This window comes from Actinosynnema pretiosum (assembly GCF_002354875.1).
Lineage (GTDB): Bacteria > Actinomycetota > Actinomycetes > Mycobacteriales > Pseudonocardiaceae > Actinosynnema > Actinosynnema auranticum.
This window is the reverse complement of record NZ_CP023445.1, coordinates 5,043,521-5,061,300: the sequence shown is the minus strand read 5'-3', so window position 1 is coordinate 5,061,300 and position 17,780 is coordinate 5,043,521. Positions and strand designations below refer to the sequence as shown.

18 protein-coding genes are annotated in these 17,780 nt (G+C 74.7%); 9 read left to right on the top strand and 9 right to left on the bottom strand.

Annotation, left to right across the window (positions count from 1 at the left end; all coding sequences use genetic code 11):
• Window positions 1-225: 225 nt before the first annotated feature.
• From CNX65_RS21515 to CNX65_RS21500, 4 genes are read left to right on the top strand one after another with little or no spacing between them, the layout of a single operon-like run.
• Window positions 226-1,266 (top strand): iron-siderophore ABC transporter substrate-binding protein, encoded by a 1,041-nt coding sequence (locus CNX65_RS21515; protein WP_096495378.1) that lies wholly within the window; start codon window positions 226-228, stop codon window positions 1,264-1,266.
• Window positions 1,263-2,306, top strand: coding sequence for a FecCD family ABC transporter permease (locus CNX65_RS21510; RefSeq protein WP_096495377.1), 1,044 nt, complete (start codon window positions 1,263-1,265; stop codon window positions 2,304-2,306). Before CNX65_RS21515 ends, CNX65_RS21510 begins: the two co-directional genes overlap by 4 nt.
• Window positions 2,303-3,397 carry a FecCD family ABC transporter permease gene (locus CNX65_RS21505; RefSeq protein ID WP_198320524.1) on the top strand — a complete coding sequence of 365 codons (1,095 nt, stop codon included), beginning with the start codon at window positions 2,303-2,305 and terminating at the stop codon, window positions 3,395-3,397. Before CNX65_RS21510 ends, CNX65_RS21505 begins: the two co-directional genes overlap by 4 nt.
• Window positions 3,394-4,221, top strand: a complete 828-nt coding sequence (locus CNX65_RS21500; protein WP_096495376.1) for an ABC transporter ATP-binding protein — start codon at window positions 3,394-3,396, stop codon at window positions 4,219-4,221. Before CNX65_RS21505 ends, CNX65_RS21500 begins: the two co-directional genes overlap by 4 nt.
• Before the next feature lie 81 nt (window positions 4,222-4,302).
• Here the strand turns inward: CNX65_RS21500 and CNX65_RS21495 are convergent, their stop codons facing one another.
• A complete protein-coding gene (locus CNX65_RS21495) occupies window positions 4,303-5,391 on the bottom strand; it encodes an epoxide hydrolase family protein (RefSeq protein WP_096495375.1) in 1,089 nt (362 codons plus the stop codon).
• A 56-nt stretch (window positions 5,392-5,447) separates the two neighbouring features.
• On the opposite strand from CNX65_RS21495, the gene CNX65_RS21490 reads away from it, so the two are divergent.
• Both CNX65_RS21490 and CNX65_RS35550 read left to right on the top strand, forming a co-directional pair.
• Window positions 5,448-5,960: a CGNR zinc finger domain-containing protein gene (locus tag CNX65_RS21490; RefSeq protein WP_232519941.1), complete on the top strand. Its 513-nt coding sequence runs from the start codon at window positions 5,448-5,450 to the stop codon at window positions 5,958-5,960.
• A 94-nt stretch (window positions 5,961-6,054) separates the two neighbouring features.
• The gene (locus tag CNX65_RS35550; RefSeq protein ID WP_157767770.1) at window positions 6,055-6,231 is read left to right on the top strand and encodes a hypothetical protein; all 177 of its coding nucleotides are present in this window, start codon (window positions 6,055-6,057) and stop codon (window positions 6,229-6,231) included.
• A 200-nt stretch (window positions 6,232-6,431) separates the two neighbouring features.
• Here CNX65_RS35550 and CNX65_RS21480 read toward each other — a convergent pair whose 3' ends face one another.
• The 4 genes from CNX65_RS21480 to efeU all read right to left on the bottom strand — a co-directional run bounded on the left by CNX65_RS21480 (window position 6,432) and on the right by efeU (window position 10,221).
• Window positions 6,432-6,830 (bottom strand): BlaI/MecI/CopY family transcriptional regulator, encoded by a 399-nt coding sequence (locus tag CNX65_RS21480; RefSeq protein ID WP_096495372.1) that lies wholly within the window; start codon window positions 6,828-6,830, stop codon window positions 6,432-6,434.
• A gap of 81 nt (window positions 6,831-6,911) precedes the next feature.
• Window positions 6,912-8,219 carry an iron uptake transporter deferrochelatase/peroxidase subunit gene (efeB, locus tag CNX65_RS21475; RefSeq protein WP_232519940.1) on the bottom strand — a complete coding sequence of 436 codons (1,308 nt, stop codon included), beginning with the start codon at window positions 8,217-8,219 and terminating at the stop codon, window positions 6,912-6,914.
• Window positions 8,216-9,337 (bottom strand): iron uptake system protein EfeO, encoded by a 1,122-nt coding sequence (efeO, locus tag CNX65_RS21470; protein ID WP_096495370.1) that lies wholly within the window; start codon window positions 9,335-9,337, stop codon window positions 8,216-8,218. The genes efeB and efeO overlap by 4 nt, the downstream gene beginning before the upstream one ends.
• Window positions 9,334-10,221 (bottom strand): iron uptake transporter permease EfeU, encoded by an 888-nt coding sequence (gene efeU / locus CNX65_RS21465; protein WP_096495369.1) that lies wholly within the window; start codon window positions 10,219-10,221, stop codon window positions 9,334-9,336. Before efeU ends, efeO begins: the two co-directional genes overlap by 4 nt.
• Window positions 10,222-10,432: 211 nt before the next feature.
• Here efeU and CNX65_RS21460 point away from each other — a divergent pair, with 211 nt between their 5' ends.
• On the top strand, window positions 10,433-10,789 hold the full coding sequence (locus tag CNX65_RS21460; RefSeq protein WP_015803027.1) for an ArsR/SmtB family transcription factor: 357 nt from the start codon (window positions 10,433-10,435) through the stop codon (window positions 10,787-10,789).
• A gap of 9 nt (window positions 10,790-10,798) precedes the next feature.
• On the opposite strand, the gene CNX65_RS21455 is transcribed toward CNX65_RS21460, so the two are convergent.
• Both CNX65_RS21455 and CNX65_RS21450 read right to left on the bottom strand, forming a co-directional pair.
• A complete protein-coding gene (locus CNX65_RS21455; protein WP_096495368.1) occupies window positions 10,799-12,133 on the bottom strand; it encodes an MFS transporter in 1,335 nt (444 codons plus the stop codon).
• 126 nt (window positions 12,134-12,259) lie between these two features.
• The gene (locus tag CNX65_RS21450) at window positions 12,260-14,188 is read right to left on the bottom strand and encodes a heavy metal translocating P-type ATPase (RefSeq protein ID WP_096495367.1); all 1,929 of its coding nucleotides are present in this window, start codon (window positions 14,186-14,188) and stop codon (window positions 12,260-12,262) included.
• A 97-nt stretch (window positions 14,189-14,285) separates the two neighbouring features.
• On the opposite strand from CNX65_RS21450, the gene CNX65_RS21445 reads away from it, so the two are divergent.
• Entirely contained in the window at window positions 14,286-14,660 is a 375-nt protein-coding gene (locus tag CNX65_RS21445) for an ArsR/SmtB family transcription factor (RefSeq protein WP_096495366.1), read from the top strand.
• A 4-nt stretch (window positions 14,661-14,664) separates the two neighbouring features.
• Here the strand turns inward: CNX65_RS21445 and CNX65_RS21440 are convergent, their stop codons facing one another.
• Window positions 14,665-15,429: a PaaX family transcriptional regulator gene (locus CNX65_RS21440; protein WP_096495365.1), complete on the bottom strand. Its 765-nt coding sequence runs from the start codon at window positions 15,427-15,429 to the stop codon at window positions 14,665-14,667.
• Between the two features lie 30 nt (window positions 15,430-15,459).
• On the opposite strand from CNX65_RS21440, the gene CNX65_RS21435 reads away from it, so the two are divergent.
• On the top strand, window positions 15,460-16,455 hold the full coding sequence (locus tag CNX65_RS21435; RefSeq protein ID WP_096495364.1) for an alpha/beta hydrolase family protein: 996 nt from the start codon (window positions 15,460-15,462) through the stop codon (window positions 16,453-16,455).
• Here CNX65_RS21435 and CNX65_RS21430 read toward each other — a convergent pair.
• Window positions 16,418-17,776 carry an MATE family efflux transporter gene (locus CNX65_RS21430; protein WP_096495363.1) on the bottom strand — a complete coding sequence of 453 codons (1,359 nt, stop codon included), beginning with the start codon at window positions 17,774-17,776 and terminating at the stop codon, window positions 16,418-16,420. The two genes, CNX65_RS21435 and CNX65_RS21430, sit on opposite strands and share 38 nt — an antisense overlap.
• Window positions 17,777-17,780 lie beyond the last annotated feature (4 nt).

Here is a 17,780-nt window from a genome sequence, read left to right as displayed (position 1 = left end):
GCACCTCCGCGCCGTGACCCCTGGCGCCCGTTTCATCACGCTGGTCGGCGATGTCCGACTCAGATCACACGGCCGAAGCGCCCTCTCGGCTTGATCTCGGGGTAGTTCATGAGGTTAGGCTAAGCATACTTTCGGGGGGGCGCGCAGCGTCGTGACCGCCCGGTGGCGCCACGCCCGCGAACCGGCCGGGGCGCCGCTCACGCTGCTTTCGAGAAGGGTCCCCCCGTGCGCACACACCGCCTGCGAGCCGGCGCCATCGCCGCCGCCGCAGCGATCGTCCTCACCGCCTGCTCCTTCGGTGGTGGGTCCGACACCGCCGCTTCCGGCTCGCAGCCGGCCGGGGACACCGGCGCGTTCCCGATCACCATCGAGCACGCCCTCGGCAAGACCACGATCGAGGCCAAGCCCGAGCGCATCGCCACGGTCAACTGGGCCAACCAGGAGGTGCCGCTCGCGCTGGGCGTCGTGCCCGTGGGCATGGCCAAGGCCAACTTCGGCGACGACGACGGCGACGGCGTCCTGCCCTGGGTGTCCGAGAAGCTCAAGGAGCTCGGCGGCGAGGCCCCGGTCCTGTTCGACGAGACCGACGGCATCGACTTCGAGGGCGTGGCCAACACCAAGCCCGACGTCATCCTGGCCCCGTACTCGGGCCTGACCGCCGAGGACTACAAGACCCTCAGCGACATCGCGCCGGTCGTCGCCTACCCGAAGACCGCGTGGGCCACCCCGTGGCGCGAGAGCATCGAGCTCAGCAGCAAGGCCATGGGCCGCGCCGACGACGGCAAGAAGCTGATCTCGGACATCGAGAAGCAGATCACCGACGCCAAGGCCAAGCACCCGCGGCTGGTCGGCAAGTCGGCGATGTTCATGACGCACTTCGACACCACCAACCTGAGCCAGATCGGCTTCTACACCACGCACGACACCCGCGCCATGTTCTTCGAGGACCTGGGCATGACCCACCCGAAGTCCATCGCGGACCTGTCGGCCACCACCGACAAGTTCTCGCTCAAGCAGAGCACCGAGCAGATCGACGTGTTCAACGACGTCGACATCATCATCGGCTACGGCGACGACACCGTCCTGGCCGCGCTCCAGGCCGACCCGCTGATGTCCAAGCTCCCGGCCGTCGCCAACGGCGCCGTCGTGATGCTCTCCGGCAGCGGCCCCGCGGGCACCGCCGCCAACCCCACGCCGATGTCCGTGTCGTGGGTGCTCGACGAGTACGCGGGCAAGATCGCCGCTGCCGCCGACAAGGTGAAGTGACCACCGCGACCCACCGGTCCGACCAGGGTGCCGCCGAGAGGCGGCACCCTGGTCGTGTCCGGCTCACCTGGCTGGTCGCGCTGATCGTCGTCCTGGCCGCCGCCGCGCTCGCCTCGGTCGTGCTCGGCGCCCGCGACATCGGCTTCGACGACGTCGTCGCGGGCCTGGGCGGCTCCCAGGACAACCTGGCGCAGGCCGCCGTCGCCAAGCGCGTGCCCCGCACCCTGCTCGCCGTCGTCGTCGGCGCCGCGCTCGGCATCTCCGGCGCGGTCATGCAGGGCGTGACCCGCAACCCGTTGGCGGACCCCGGAATCCTCGGCGTGAACTCCGGGGCCTCGCTGGCCATCGCGGTCGGCATGACCTCCTTCGGCCTGGTCAAGGCCTCCGCCCACATCTGGGTGGCCATCCTCGGCGCGGCCGTCACCGCCGTGCTCGTCCACACCATCGGCTCGCTGGGCCGGGGCGGCCCCACGCCGCTCAAGCTCGCGCTCGCGGGCGCCGTGTCGTCGGCCGCGCTCACCTCGCTGATCAGCGCGGTCGTGCTCTCCCGCAACGACATCTCCGCCACGTTCCGCTCCTGGCAGATCGGCGGCGTCGGCGGCGGCTCCTACGAGGGCATCGCCACGGTGCTGCCGTTCCTGGTCGTCGGCCTGCTGCTGTGCCTGGCCACCGCGCGCGGCCTGAACTCCCTGGCGCTGGGCGACGACGTCGCCGCCGGGCTCGGCGAGCGCGTGCTGCTCACCCGCACCCTCGCCTCCGTCGGCGCGGTCGTGCTGTGCGGCGCGGCCACCGCCGCCGCGGGACCGATCGGGTTCGTCGGCCTGGTCCTGCCGCATTTGTGCAGGCTCCTCGTCGGCCCGGACCACCGCTGGCTGCTGCCGCTCTCCGCGCTCGGCGGGGCCGCGCTGCTCACCACCGCCGACGTCGTCGGCCGCGTGGTCACCCGGCCCGAGGAGATCGACGTCGGCATCATCACCGCGCTGATCGGCGCGCCGTTCTTCATCTGGGTAGTCCGCCGACAGAAGGTCCGATCGCTGTGACCGACACCGCCACCCGCGCCGCCCACCGCGACGCCGCGCTCGGCGCCGTCGCCGCCGCCGCACCGTCCACACTGGACGCGGTCACCCGCACCCGCCGCCGCAACGCCCGCCGCAGGCGGATCGTCATCGCCGTGCTCACCGCGCTCATCCTGGTGATGATCGCCGTGTCGCTGATGTTCGGCCAGCGGTACTACCCGCCGTCCGACGTCCTCGCGGTCGTCCTCGGCGAGCAGGTGCCCGGCGCCTCGTTCACCGTCGGCAGGCTCCGCCTGCCCCGCACCGCCCTGGCCACCCTGGCGGGCCTGTGCTTCGGGCTCGGCGGCGTGTCCTTCCAGACCATGCTGCGCAACCCCCTGGCCAGCCCCGACATCATCGGGATCAGCGCGGGCGCCTCGGCCGCCGCCGCGTTCGCGATCGTCGTGCTGGGCCTGTCCGGCGCCACCGTCGCCGCGTTCGCGATCGTCGCCGGCCTGCTCATCGCGCTGCTGGTGTACCTGCTGGCGTTCAAGTCCGGCGGCGCGGGCACCCGGCTGGTCCTGATCGGCATCGGCACCGCCGCCATGCTGCACAGCGCCATCGACTGGATCCTCACCAGCGCGGGCGAGTGGGACCTGCAGGAAGCCCTGGTCTGGTTGACCGGCAGCCTCAACGGCTCGTCGTGGACCGACGTCCTGCCCGTGCTGCTCGCCTCGGTCGTGCTCGTGCCGCTGCTGCTGGCGCAGACCCGGCGGCTGGGCGCGATGCAGCTGGGCGAGGACGCGGCGTGCGCGCTGGGCGTGCGCGTGGAGCTGGTCCGGCTCACCGTCGTCATCGCCTCGGTCGGCCTGATCGCCTTCGCCACCGCCGCCTGCGGCCCGATCGCGTTCGTCGCGTTCCTGGCCGGACCCATCGCGGCCAGGCTGGTCGGCCCCGGCGGGTCGCTCCTGGTGCCCGCGATGCTCGTCGGCTCGCTGCTGGTGCTGGTGGCCGACTACAGCGGCCAGTACCTGCTGCCCGCCCGCTACCCGGTCGGCGTCGTCACCGGCGTCCTCGGCGCCCCGTACCTGATCTACCTCATCATCCGCACCAACCGAGCCGGAGGCTCGCTGTGACCACCACCCACACCCTCGCGGTCGAGGACCTGACCATCGGCTACGGGGACCGGACGGTCATCAGCGGGCTCGACCTGGAGATCCCGCCCGGCAGGATCACCGTGATCGTCGGGGCCAACGCGTGCGGCAAGTCCACGCTCCTGCGGTCGATGTCCCGGCTGCTCGCCCCCAAGGGCGGCCGGGTCCTGCTCGACGGCAAGCTCGTGCACAAGACGCCCGCGAAGGAGTTGGCGCGGGTCATGGGCCTGCTGCCGCAGGCGCCGATCGCCCCCGAGGGCATCACCGTGACCGACCTGGTCGGCCGGGGCAGGCACCCGCACCAGGGCATCATGTCCCGCTGGAGCAAGGAGGACGACGTCGCGGTGGCCGCGGCCCTCGACGCCACCTCCACCGCCGACCTGGCCGAGCGCTCGGTCGACGAGCTGTCCGGCGGGCAGCGGCAGCGGGTGTGGATCGCGATGGTCCTGGCCCAGCAGACCGATCTGCTGCTGCTGGACGAGCCCACGACGTTCCTGGACGTGAGCCACCAGGTGGAGGTCCTGGACCTGCTGACCGACCTGAACCGCTCGCGCGGCACGACGATCGTGATGGTCCTGCACGACCTCAACCTCGCCGCCCGCTACGCGGACCACCTGATCGCCCTGGCCGACGGCGCGCTGCACTCGGCTGGTCCGGCGGCGGAGGTGCTGACTGAGGAGGGCGTGCGCGCGACGTTCGGCCTGGACTGCCGCGTGATCACCGACCCGGTCTCCGGCAAGCCGCTCATGCTGCCGATCGGTCGGCACCACTCGGTGGCGGACGGCGCGGTGGCGGACGGCGAGTAGGGCGCGCAGAGCCGGTGGGCGGGCGCGGTCCTCTCGGGGGCCGCGCCCGACCACTTCGGCGCGGCACAGCGCTTTCGGGGATCAGCGCAGGTCGCCGAAGAACCCCGCGAGGTCGTCGGCCAGCAGCTCCGGCTCCTCGACCGGCGCGAAGTGGCCCCCGCGCGGCAGCTCGGTCCACCGCACGACCCGGTGGGTCCGCTCCGCCCACTCCCTCGGCGGGGTCGCCAGGTCGCCGGGGAACAGCGCCACGGCGGTCGGCGCCTCCACCCGGTCGGCCTCGGGCTCCGGCGCGCGACCGTGCTCGTAGTACGGCCGCAGCGACGTCCCGATCGAGTTCGTGAACCAGTACAGGGACGCCTGGGTGAGCAGGAAGTCGTCGCTGTGCGCGCGCAGCCCGGTGTGGCTCCACGCGCGGTACTTCTCCAGGACCCACGACAGCAGGCCGACCGGCGAGTCGGACAGCGCGGGCGCGAGCGTGAGCGGGCGGGTCCGGTGCTGGTGCTCGTACGCGCCCTCCTCGTCCCACCACGTCCGCGCCCGCCCGGCGTGCGCGCGCTCGGCGTCGGTCAGCGATCCGGCGTCGTGCCGGGCGGGCGGGGCGACGGCCATCAGGTGCAGCCCGGCCACGGACTCGGGGTGCGCCTTGGCGAGCAGCGTCGACACGCCCGCGCCGAGGTCGCCGCCGTGCGCGCCGTAGCGGGCGAAGCCCAGCTCCTCGCGCATCAGCCGGTGCCACAGCTCGTGGGTGGGGGTGGAGGTGAGCGACGGCCGGGGCGCGGAGAGCGGGTAGCCGGGCAGTGAGGGGACGATCGTGGTGAAACCCCTGGCGGCCAAGCGCTCCGCGAGTCCGACCAGCTCGTAGAAGGTGCTCGGCCAGCCGTTGGTGAGCACGAGGGGCAGCGCGTCGCCCGCGCCGTCGTAGCGCAGGTAGTGCAGCCGGACGCCGTCGACCTCGGCGAAGTGCGACGGGAGGGCGTTGATCTCGGCCTCGCGGGCGCGCCAGTCGTAGCCGTCCGCCCAGTGGCGGGCCAACCGCTCCAGCTCGTCGGGGTCGGTGCCCGCCTCCCAGGCGGGGGTGGGCCAGCGCGCGGCCCAGCGGGTGCGGCGGAGCCGGTCGCGCAGGTCTGCCAGGTCGTCGTCGGACACGGAGAGAACCGGGTGATTCGACACCGGTAAAACGTAACACCGGTGTCGCTGGGACACCAGTGGGGAGCTACGATGGTGTCGTGGAAGATCGGGTGCACGTGGTCGAGGCGTTCCTCAACACGCTCGACGAGCGGACGTTCAGCAGGCACGGGGAGGCGCACGCGCCGACGGACGAGCTGACCGACGAGGCGGCGCTCGCGCACTGGTTGGCGCGCCACGGCCTCGTGCCCGAGGGGACCCGCCCTAGCGCCGCGCACCTGGCGGCGGCGCGGGAGCTGCGCGCCGCGCTGCGCCGCTCGCTGGCGGAGCCTGCCACCACGCCGCTCGCGTTCCCGCTCCGGCTCGTCCCGGACGGCGAGGGGAACCTGCGCGTCGCGGCGGAACCGGTGGCGCCGGGCGTGGACGCGCTGCTGGACCTCGTGGTGGCGGCCGTCGGCGACGGACGGTGGCGGCGGGTGCGGCTGTGCGCGGCCCCGGACTGCCGGTGGGCGTTCTACGACACCTCCCGCAACGGCGGCGGGCGGTGGTGCTCGATGGCGGTGTGCGGCAACCGGACCAAGACGAAGGCGTACCGGCAGCGGCGGACGGGGTGAGGGTCCGGGCGCCGCAAGGGTTTCGCCGCCGCCGCGCGGGTTCGGGGGACTAGGCGTGTCCTGCGGATCTTTCTCGTGATCGTGGTGGTGGTGGGTGGTCGGACGTGGTGAGCTGACGGACGAGCTGCACCCGGCCGTCGACTCGGCGGGTCTGCCACCGACGGCGATCCTCACCCAGGTCAGGTCGGCGACAACCCGCAACCGCCGCCGCTGCTCGACGACATCCACGACATCGCCGTGGACGGGCGGCGGGTGCGGGTGGGACGGGTGATCGCCGACAAGGCCCACGCCCATCCGAGCGCCCGCACCGCGTTACGGTGGCGGCGGATCAAGGCCGCCATCCCGGAACGTGTCGACCGGATCGCCCGCCGCAGGGCCCAGGGCTCGGTCGGCGGCAGGCCACCGGCCTTCGACCCCGACCTCTGCAAGCCGCACAGCGTGGTCGAGCGCTGCTTCACCCGCCTCAAGCGGTCAGGCCCCACCGTCCGCCAGCAGCCTGCGCAGCACCGCCTCGTCATCCTCGCTGAGCCCGCGCACGAACCGGGTCAGCACCGGCGCGTGGTCCGCCTCCGCCTCCAGCAGGCGGGCCATGCGCCAGGCCACCAGCGCGGACGGGTCGGCGGTCGCCGAGTAGCGGTAGGCGCGGCCGTCCTTGACCCGCGTCACCGCGCTCTTCCCGTGCAGCCGCGTCAACGTCGTCACCACCGCGCTGTACGAGCGCGCGCCCGTCGGGGCCAGCCGCTCCAGGACCTCGGCGGGGGTGAGCGCTTTCCCCGCCTCCACGAGGGCGTGCAGGACCTCCGCCGCCAGCGCGCCCGGTCGGCGGCGGGCCTGCCCACCGGTGGTGTCCCCGCGCGTGGCCTCGGTCACGGTGCGGATGGTACTCGGAGCGGTTGCACCGGACCATCCGTGGCTGCCGTGCGAGGGAACCCGCGCGGGGGACACCTCGGGTCAGTCGAACAGCGCCTGGCCCCAGAACTCGCCCTCCCGCACCCCCGGCGGCACCGCGAAGTGCGCGGAACCGTTGTGCTCCAGGTACTCCACCATCGGATCGGCGCCCGCCAGCACCCGCTGCACCGGGATGAACTGGCTCCGGCTGTCCCGGTTGAAGCACACGAAGAACAACCCGGCGTCCAGGTGCCCGAAGCCGTCGCTGCCGTCGGTGAAGTTGTACCCCCGCCGCAGGATGCGCGCCCCGCCCAGGTTCTCCGACGCCAACCGCACGTGCGAGTTCACCGGCACCACCGGAGCCCCGCCCGCCCCGAGCACCGAGGTGTCCACCGGGTCGAACTCGTCGCGCTGCCCCAGCGGCGCGCCACTTCCCTTGTGCCGCCCGGTGATCGCCTCCTGCTCGGCCAGCGGGGCGCGGTCCCAGGTCTCCACGTGCATCCGGATCCGCCGCGCCACCAGGTAGGTGCCGCCGGTCATCCACGCCGGACCGTCGCCCTCCCCGACCCACACGTGCCGCTCCAGCGCCGCCGGGTCCTCGGCCTTCAGGTTGTTCGTGCCGTCCTTGAAGCCGAACAGGTTGCGCGGGGTCGCCTGCGCGGTCGACGTGGACGAGGTGCGCCCGAACCCCAGTTGCGACCAGCGCACCGCCGCCCGGCCGAACCCGATCCGCGCCAGGTTCCGCACCGCGTGCACCGCGACCTGCGGGTCGTTCGCGCACGCCTGCACGCACAGGTCGCCGCCGGACCTGGCCGGGTCCAGCGCGTCGCCCTTGAACCTCGGCAGGTCCACCAGCGCCTCCGGCCGCCGGTCCGCCAGCCCGAACCGGCCGTCGAACAGGGACGGGCCGAAGCCGATCGTCAGGGTGAGCGCCGACGCGGGCAGGTCCAGCGCCTCGCCGGTGTCGGCGGGCGGCGCCTGCGGCGACCCGCCGACCGCGCCGCCCTCGGCCGCCTCCAACCCGGAGGTCATCCGCTCGGCGGCGGCGGTCCAGTCCCGCAGCAGGCCGACCAGCGCCTCCCGGTCGGTGGTGGTGACGTCGAACGCCACGAAGTGCATCCGGTCCTGCGCCGGGGTGGTGATCCCGGCCTGGTGCTCGCCCCGGAACGGCACGGCGGCCGTCGGGTCGGCTGCGGACGGGGCCGCGCCGGTCGGGAGCGCCTCCACCACGCGCACGGCCAGCGCGCCCGCCGCCGCGCCCAGCCCGGCGGTCGCGACACCCGCGCCCGCCAGGCCGAACACCCGTCGCCGGGACACCCCGCGCGCGCCCGCGCCGTCGGTGCCCACTTCCGGGCTCACTTCCGGGTTCACTTCTGCGCCACCACCTCGGCGACCTTGCTGACCGGCTCGCCCAGCGCGTCGACGGCCGCCGCGAACGCCTTGACCTGCTCCTGCGACAGGTCCGTGTACAGCCTGTACCCGTCACCGCTGCGCTGGGCCTCCAGCAACGCCTCCACCGCGGCGAACTTCGCGTCCACAGTGGACGCCAGCTCCGCGTCCCGCTCCCGCACCACCGGCCGCAGCGCCGCGACCGCCGCCCGCGAGCCCTCCACGTTGGCCGCGAAGTCCCACAGGTCCGTGTGCGAGAAGACGTCCTCCTCGCCGGTGATCTTCCCGGTGGCCACCTCGTCCAGCAGCTCCTTGGCCCCGTTGGCCAGCTGCAGCGGGGTCAGCTCGACGGTCTTGGCCTTCCCGACGATCTCGGTCACGTCCGCGAGCAGCCGGTCCGCGATCGCCGCGCTGTCACCCCGCAGGCCACCGGTCCACAAATCCTTCTCCAGCCGGTGGAACCCGGTGAACTCCTGCCCCTCCTCCAGGTCCGCCTCCCGAGCGTCGATCCTCGGGTCCAGGTCGCCGAAGCTCTCCGCGACCGGCTCGATCCGCTCCCAGTAGGTGCGCGCCACCGGGTACAGCGCCTTGGCCTCCTCCGCCTTCCCGTCCTTCACGGCGGTGGCGAACTCGGTCGTCTTGGCCAGCAGCGAGTCCGCCTGCGAGTTCACGTACCGCTGGTACCCGGCGGTCGCCTCGCCGAGCCGGGTGTCCGCGTCCGCCTGCCGCGCCGCCGCGCCCTTGACCGTGAACGCGGCCCGGATGCCGTCACCGGCCATGCCCGGCCTGCACGAGGTCTGGTACGCGCCGCCGTCCGGCACCTCCACCAGCAGCCTGCGGGTCAGCCCCGGCGCGATGTTCTCGACCTCGCCCATGATCCGGTCGCCCTCGGCGTACAGGTAGAACTCGGTGATCCGCGCGCCCCTGTTGGTCACCTCGAACGTGATCGTGCCCGCGTCGGCCTCGGTCCGCGCCACGCCGCACGCGCTGTCGCTCGCCTCCACCGCGATCGGCCCGCCCGGCGAGGCGGCCTCCGGTGTCGCGGACGAGCACGCCGACAGCGCCAGCGCGCCCAGGACGAGGGCTGCGACTCGCTTCACTTCACTTCTCCCTGTGTCGGGGCGACCCGCGTGCGCGCGGGACGCAGGAACAGCGGCAGCGTGACCACCACGTACACCGACCAGGCGATGGCTTGGACGACGGTCGTGCGCGCCGAGTAGTTGAAGACGCCCTTGAGCAGCGCGCCGTACCAGGAGTCCTCGGGGACCGGCCCGGACAGGTCGAACGCGAGCACGTCCAGTCCGGGGATCAGCGCGGCTTCCTGGAGGTCGTGCAGGCCGTAGGCGAGGACGCCCGCGGCCACGAACACCAGCAGCACGCCGGTGACCGTGAAGAACCGGGACAGGTCGATGCTCAGCGCGCCCCGGTAGATGGCCCAGGCCAGCGCGACCGCGATCGCGAGCCCGATCAGGAACCCGGTGAGCGGGCCGCCGTTCTGCCCGGCGGACTGGGCGGCGGCGTAGAAGAAGACCGCCGTCTCCAGGCCCTCGCGGCCGACCGCCAGGAACGCCAGCGCCACGACGGCGACCGGTCCGATCCCGGCGGCCTCGTCGAGCCTGCCGCGCAGCTCCCCGCCGATCCGGCGGGCCGCGCCGCGCATCCAGAACACCATGCCGGTCACGAACACCACCGCGATCAGCGACATGGTCCCGCCGAACGCCTCCTGCGCCCGGAAGTCCAGCGAGGCGCTCGTGAACGTGATCAGCGCGCCCGCGCCCACCGACAGCGCCACCGCGATCCCGACGCCCAGCCAGACCCACCGCAGCTCGCGCCGCCGGTCGGTCTTGACGAGGTACGCCACCAGGACGCTCACCACCAGCGCCGCTTCCAGGCCCTCCCTGAGGCCGATCAGCGCGCTGCCGAACACCGCGCTGCCGAACACGTGCTCCACCCGGTCCACCTCCCGCTGCCGCCGGGTGAACATAGGTAAGCCTTGCCTTGTTTGTCCAGCGGCTGCAAGCGTCTGACCTGCGGGTTCGTGTCCGCTATGTCGTAAATCTACAGCGATGTGCGACCAAATCGGGGCGAATCGGACGGTAACGAATCGGCGGCGGAGGCCACCGCTCCCGGTGTGCGGGAGGCGGGCGCGCGGGCCAGCGGGGGCGCGGGGCCGCGCTGGTGCGAGCATTGCGGGCATGGGCGCGCGCGAACAGGTGGCAACAACGCAGGACTGGCAACAGGTGCCGCCGGACGCGCACGTCGACGCGGCCGTCGACGGGTTCCGGATGCTGGCCGACGGGACGCGGCTGCGGATGATGTGGCTGCTGTGCGGCGACGAGTACGACGTGACCACCCTCGCGGGCGCGGTCGGCATCGCGCGGCCCGCCGTGTCGCAGCACCTGGCCAAGCTCAAGCTCGCCGGACTGGTGTCGGTGCGGCGAGACGGGCGACGGGCGGTCTACCGGGCGCGCGGCGGGCACGTGCGGCGGCTGCTGGCCGAGGCCGTCGAGGCGGCCGACCACCACGTGACCGGGCGGCCGGATCACGACTAGTGCCGGGGACTAGCCCGGCCAGCGGGTGTGCAGGTCGTCGATCCGGTACGCGTGCGCGTGCCTGCGGCAGCCGCCCACCAGGGCCGCGTCGCGCAGGTGGTCGTGGTCGTCCTCCAGCCCCCGGTGCTCGTGCTCGACCCACTCCGGGTCGTGCCCCGGCCACAACCGGGTCGCCACGAGCGCCGCGACCAGCGCGACCACCGACAGCGCCAGCAGCGCGGCCACCATCCCCGCCCCCGTGGCCAGCGCGCCCGCCAGCGGGTAGCACAGCAGCCAGCAGGCGTGCGAGAGCGAGAAGTCCGCGGCGAACACGGCGGGCAGGTCCGCCCGGTCCGCCGACCGGCGCAGCAGCCGCCCGCCGGGCGTGAGCACCAGCGCGCCCGCCGCCCCGATCGCCGCCCACAGCACCAGCAGCGCGGGCCAGCGCAGGTCGTCCAGGACGGCCGCGGCGAGCGCGGCCACCGCCAGCAGCGCGCCCAGCGCCGTCGCCGCGCGCAGCACCACCGGCCGGTCCGGGTGGCGCTCCAGCACGCGGGGCAGCGCCAGCGCCGCGACCGCCGAACCCAGCCCGTGCGCGGCCAGCGCGACCGCCACCGACGTCTCGTCCCGCCCGAGCGGCCCCCGCACGTACCCGACCGTGTTGACCAGCACCACCGACCCGGCCGCCGCCACCGCCAGGTGCGCCGCGACCAGCCCGCGCAGGCGCGGGGTGCGCAGGTACGCCCTGATCCCCCTGGTGACGGTGGCGGGGGAGCGGTCGGCGGGGGCGGTGCGGGCGTCGGGCAGCGGGGCGCCCGCGACCAGCAGCGCCGAGGCGGCGAACCCGACCGCCGTGCCCAGGAACAGGTCCCCGTAGCCGACCACCAGCAGCGCCGCCGCCGCGAGCAGCGGGCTGAGCAGGCTCTCCAGGTCGTAGGCCAGGCGGGACAGGCTCAGCGCGCGGGTGTACTCGCGCTCGTCGGGCAGCAGGTCCGGGATGGTCGCCTGGAACGTCGGGGTGAACGCCGCCGACGCCGCCTGGAGCACGAGGATCAGCAGGTGGACCTGCCAGATCGCGTCCACCCACGGCAGCGCCGCCACCACCGCGACGCGCACCGCGTCCAGCCCGACCAGCAGGCCCTTGCGGGGGAACCGGGCGGCCAGCGCGCCCGCCAGCGGGCCGATGCCGACGTAGGCGAGCATCTTGATCGCGAAGGCCGCGCCGAGCACCGCGCCCGCGTCCGGGCCCGCGAGGTCGTGGGCGAGCAGGCCGAGCGCGACGGTGGTCAGGCCGGTGCCGACGAGGGCGACCACCTGGGCGGCGAACAGCCTGCGGTAGGCGCGGTTGGCGGGCGCGGTGAACATCGTGGTGCACCTCCGGGGGCGTTCGGGCTGCTCCGCCACTATAGGTGCTCAGGTACGCACACGACGACGGTCAATTCGGGGGACCGCGCCGGGCGGCCCGAAGACCGCCCGGCGCACCCCTGGGGATCACCCCTTCGCCTTGCGCCAGGCCGCCTCGCGCAGCAACCGCAGCCCGTTCAGCCCGACGATCACGGTCGACCCCTCGTGCCCCGCCACCCCCAGCGGTAGCGGCAGGTCGCCGAGCAGGTCCCACGCCACCAGCACCACGACGAACGACCCCGCGATCACCAGGTTCGCCACCACCACCCGCTTCGCCCGCCTGGCCAGCGCGATCGCCGCCGGGATGGTGGACAGGTCGTCGCGCACCACGACCGCGTCGGCGGTGCGCAGCGCCAGGTCCGCGCCCGACACGCCCATCGCCACGCCCGCGTGCGCCACGGCCAGCGCGGGCGCGTCGTTCACCCCGTCGCCGACCACCACGACCCGGCGCCCCTCGGCCTGCAACGCGCGCACCGCCTCGGCCTTGTCCTCCGGCAGCAGGCCCGCGCGCACGTCGCTGATGCCGACCAGACCGGCCAGCCGGTCGGCGGTCCTGCGGTTGTCGCCGGTCAGCAGCACCGGCGCGGCCCCGGTCGCGGCGGTCAGCGCGGCCACCGCGGCCTCCGCCTCGGGGCGCACCCGGTCCGCGATGGCCAGCACGCCCGCCGGTTCGCCGTCCACCAGCACCAGCACGGCGGTGTGCCCCCGCGCCAGGAACCCGTCCACCGCCTCGATCCCCGCGCCGCCGAGCGCCTCCGGTGAGCCGATCTCCACGACCCGGTCCCCGACCCGCGCCGTCACGCCCCGGCCCGGTCGCGCGCTGAACTCCCGCGCCTGCGGCACGTCCAGCCCGCGCTCGCGGGCCGCCCGCACCACCGCCCGCCCCAGCGGGTGCTCGCTCGGGTGCTCCGCCGAGGCCGCCAGCCGCAGCAGCGCGTCCTCGTCCAGCCCCGCGCCGGGCAGCGCGCGCAGCCCGGCCACCTCCGGCTCGCCCCTGGTCAGCGTCCCGGTCTTGTCGAACGCCACCCGGTCCGCGCTCGCCAGCCGCTCCACGACCACCGCCGACTTCACCAGCACCCCGTGCCGCCCGGCGTTGGCGATCGCGGCCAGCAGCGGCGGCATGGTCGCGAGCACGAGCGCGCAGGGCGAGGCGACGATCATGAACGTCATCGCCCGCAGCAGCGCCTCGCGCACCGGCTCGCCCCACAGCAGCGGCGCGGTGAAGATCACCAGCGTGGCGACCACCATGCCGATCGAGTAGCGCTGCTCGACCTTCTCGATGAACAGCTGCGTGCGCGCCTTGGTCCGGCTCGCCTCCTCCACGGCCGCCGCGATCCGTGCCACCACCGAGTCCGCCGCGCGCTTGCCGACCCGCACGCGCAGCGCCCCGGTGCCGTTGAGCGTGCCCGCGAACACCTCGTCGCCCTCGGCCTTGTCCACCGGCAGCGGCTCGCCGGTGATGGTGGCCTGGTCGACCTCGCCCGCGCCCGCGACCACCACCCCGTCGGCCGGGACCAGCTCGCCGGGGCGCACCAGCACCACGTCCCCGACCTCCAGGTCCGCCACCCGCACGACCTCCTCCGCGCCGTCGCCGACGCGGGTCGCGGTGTCCGGGGCCAGGTCGAGCAGGCCGCGCACCGAGTCCTCGGTGCGGGCGGTGGCCAGCGCCTCCAGCGCGCCGGAGGTGGCGAAGATGACGATCAGCAGCGCGCCGTCGAGCACCTGCCCGATGGACACCGCGCCGATCGCGGCGACCACCATCAGCAGGTCCACGTCCAGGGTCCGCTCGCGCAGCGCGCGCAGCCCGGACAGGCCGGGCTCCCAGCCGCCCGCCGCGCAGCAGGCCAGGGAGAGCGCCCAGCGCACCGGTTCCGGGCCGTCCGCGAGCTGCACGGCCAGCGCGGTCAGGAACAGCGCCAGCGAGAGCGCCGCCCACCTGGCCTCGGGCAGCGCGGTCCACCGGGTGCGGCGCGCGGGGGCGCGGGTCGTGGGGCGTTCTGGCGCGACGGTGGTCATGGGGGTCCTCCGGGGTCGGGTGCTCGCTCGCCGAAGGAAGAATATACGTACAGATGAACAGTCTTTCATGTATAGGTGGTGAACTACCATTCACCTCATGGGGCACATCGCGAGTGGACGGGGGACGCCCGCCGCGCGGCTCGACGCCGAGTCGGCCGCGCACGTGGCGAACACCCTCCAGGCGCTGGCGACCCCGAGCAGGCTGCTGATCCTGGCCGAGCTGCGGCACGGCCCGCTGCCGGTCACCGCGCTCGCCGAGGCGGTCGGCATGGAGCAGTCGGCGGTCTCCCACCAGTTGCGGCTGCTGCGCACCCTGCGCCTGGTCGTGGGCACCCGCAACGGGCGCAGCATCATCTACAGCCTGCACGACGACCACGTCGCGCACCTGCTCGACCAGGCCGTCTACCACAGCGAGCACCTGCGGCTGGGCCTGGTCGACCGCCCGGCGGGCGACGATCAGGACGCGGGCTGACCGCTCACAGCCAGCCCCGGTGGACCGGCGCGTCGGCGATCCCGCGCCAGCGCTCCAGCCACTCGCCCCGGAGCCTGCTCGGTCGCCATCCCGGCGCGCGCAGCTCCGGGGGGATCAGCGGGTCCTCGCGCATCGCGGCCTCCAGCGCCGCCGCGAGCCGCAGCCGTCGCACCAGCGGCGTTCCCCCGTCCTCGGCGAGCGCCTCCTCCACGGCGTCGTAGGCCCGGTCGACCGGTTCGGCGGGCCACAGCGCCTCGGCGATCTCCGCCGCGTCGTGGACGCCGCGCAGGTCCAGCGCGGTCGCGGACGCGGTGACCAGGTGCGCGCGGGCGTCCGCGTCGACCACGTCGGTCAGGTCGTGCGGACTCGCGTACAGGCCGGTGGAGATCGGCGCGGCCCCGGCGACGAGCAGGTCGCGGCGCAGCGCGTCCCGCACCGCCCGCTCCCGCTCGGGCGTGCTGATGGCCGCGAGCCACCACCGCCCGTCCCACGGCGCCTCCCCGGCGTCCTGCGCGAACGCCAGCGCGAGCCCGACCCGGTCCCGCCGCAGCCGCTCCCGGCCCAGGTCGGTGAGCCCGACGCGGCCCGCCCGCCCGCGCCCGACCTGGGTCAGCTCGCCCGCCGACACCAGCCGCCGCAACGCCAGCCGCAGCGGTTGATCTGCCACGCCGACCGCGTTCGCCGTGTCGTACACCAGGGCGAGCGCGACCTCGCCCTCGTCCGGCAGCAGCGCCTCGACGACGGTCCTCGGGGTGATCCGCTCGTCCACGCCGTCAAATATATCGCATATGCTACGAACGTGAGAGCAACGATAGTTCTGCGGCGGGCCCTGCTGGCGGCGCTCGCGCTCGCGCTGGTCATCGGCCTGATCGTGGTGCTGGGCAACGACTACCGGTTCACCCAGCGCGCGGTCTCCATCCCGTTCGGCGACGGCCACCTGTCCGGCGTCCTGGCCCTGCCGCCGGGGGACGCGGTCGGCGTCGTCCTGGTGGTGCACGGGGACGCGGCGGTCGACGCCACCCACGACGGGCTCTACGCGCCGTGGTTCGAGGGCGCGGCGGACGCCGGGTACGCCACCCTGTCGTGGAGCAAGCCGGGGGTGGGCGGCTCGACGGGGGACTGGCTGGCCCAGACGATGGCGGACCGGGCCGTCGAGGTCGGGGCCGCGCTCGACTGGGACCGCGCCCAGCCCGACGTGCCCACCGGCCGGGTCGTGCTGTGGGGCGCGAGCCAGGCGGGCTGGGTGCTGCCGAAGGTCGTGGCCGCCCGCGCCGACGTGGACGCGGTCGTCGCGGTGTCCCCGGCGGTGAACTGGCTGCGCCAGGGCAGGCACCACCTGCTGTCCGGGCTGGCGGGCGCCTCACCCGCCGAGCGCGCGGCGGCCGTGGCGGACAGCGACCGGGTGCGCGCGCTGCTGGAGCGGGGCGCGTCGTACGACGAGTACCGGGCCGCCGCTCCGGACCCGATGTCCTCGGAGCGCTGGGGTTTCGTGTCGCGGAACTTCCGGGCCGACGCGACCGCCGACCTGCGCGCGGCGGCCGAGCGGCACGTGCCGGTGCGCCTGCTGCTCGCCGACCACGACCGCAACGTCGACGTGGCCGAGACCGAGCGCGCCTACCGGGAGGCGTTCGGGGCCGACCTGACCACGTCCCACCACGACGCCGCGCACTCGATGGCCCGCCCGGTCGTGGAGGACTGGGAGGCGGTCGGGCTGGCCGTGGGCGTGCTCTGGCCGCGCGCCCTGCTCGCCCCCACCGTCATCCCCGACTACCGGGACTTCCTCGCCCGGCTGTGACCGGCGCGCCCAACCGCCGCAGCACCACCAGCGCGCACCCCGCCGACACCACCTCACCGGCCGCCAGCGCCACCCACACCCCGTCCGCCCCGGCCCGGCCCAGCACCACCACCAGCGGCACCTTGACCAGCGCCAACGTGCCCACCGCCAGCGCCCACGCGGGCCGGGGCAGGCCGAGCGACTGGGCGTGCGCGGCGACCAGCGGCGTCACCCCGGCCGCCGTGAAGCCGACCGCCAGCACCCGCAGCGCCCCCTCCGCCCGGCCCGCGACGGCCGGGTCGTCCAGGAACACCGCCACCAGCGGCCCGGCGAACACCACCACCAGCGCCGCCACCACCAGCCCGTACCCGACCGTGGCGCGCAGCGCGAGGTCCCTGGTGCGCGCCACCCGGTCGTGCAGCCCGCGCCCCGCGTTGTACCCGACCAGCGGCTGCACGCCCTGCGCGATCCCGACCTGCGGCATCGTCACGAACGCCTGCACCCGCGCCGCCACCGCGTACGCCGCCAACGCCGCCGCCCCGATGCCCGCCAGCGCCGTGTTCACCAGCACCGCCAGCAGCGTCGCCCCGAACCCGGCCAGGAACGACGGCGCCCCGATGCCCAGCAGCGCCCGCACCGTCGGCCCGTGCGGCAGCAGGTCGGCCGCGCGCACCCGGTACGGCCGCTCGCGCTGCACGAAGAAGAACCACAGGCTCAGCAGCGCCGACACCGCCTGCCCGCCGACCGTGCCCAGCGCCGCGCCGCGCACCCCCAGGTCGAACCCGAAGATCAGCACTGGGTCCAGGGTGATCTGCACCAGCACCGGGACCAGCCACAGCAGCGTGGAGAACCGCAACCGGCCCTCGGCCCGCACCAGGCTGGAGAACCCCGTGGACAGCACCGAACCGGCCAGGATCACCACCGCGTACTCGCGCGCCACCTCGCGGGCCTCGTCCCGCGCGCCCAGCGCCGTCAGCAGCGGCTCGATCCCGAGCAGGCCGAGCGCGGTGACCACGACCGCCGCGCCCCAGAACACGGTGAACGCGTTCCCCGCGGCCCGACCGGCCGCCGCCGCGTCCCCCGCGCCCAGCGCCCTGGACACCAGCGACGCGCCACCCGCGCCCACCGTCGTGGACACCGCGCCCAGCACCAGCAGCACCGGCGCGGCCAGGTTCACCGCCGCCATCGCCCCGGCCCCGACGCCCCGCGCCACGAACCACGCGTTGGTCAGCGCGTAGATCCCGTGCACGCCGACCGACAGCGTCGTCTGCGCGCAGGCGCGCCACAGCAACCGCCCGACCGGGGCGGCGCCGAGCGCCTCGGCGGACTCGCGCACGCGCATCAGC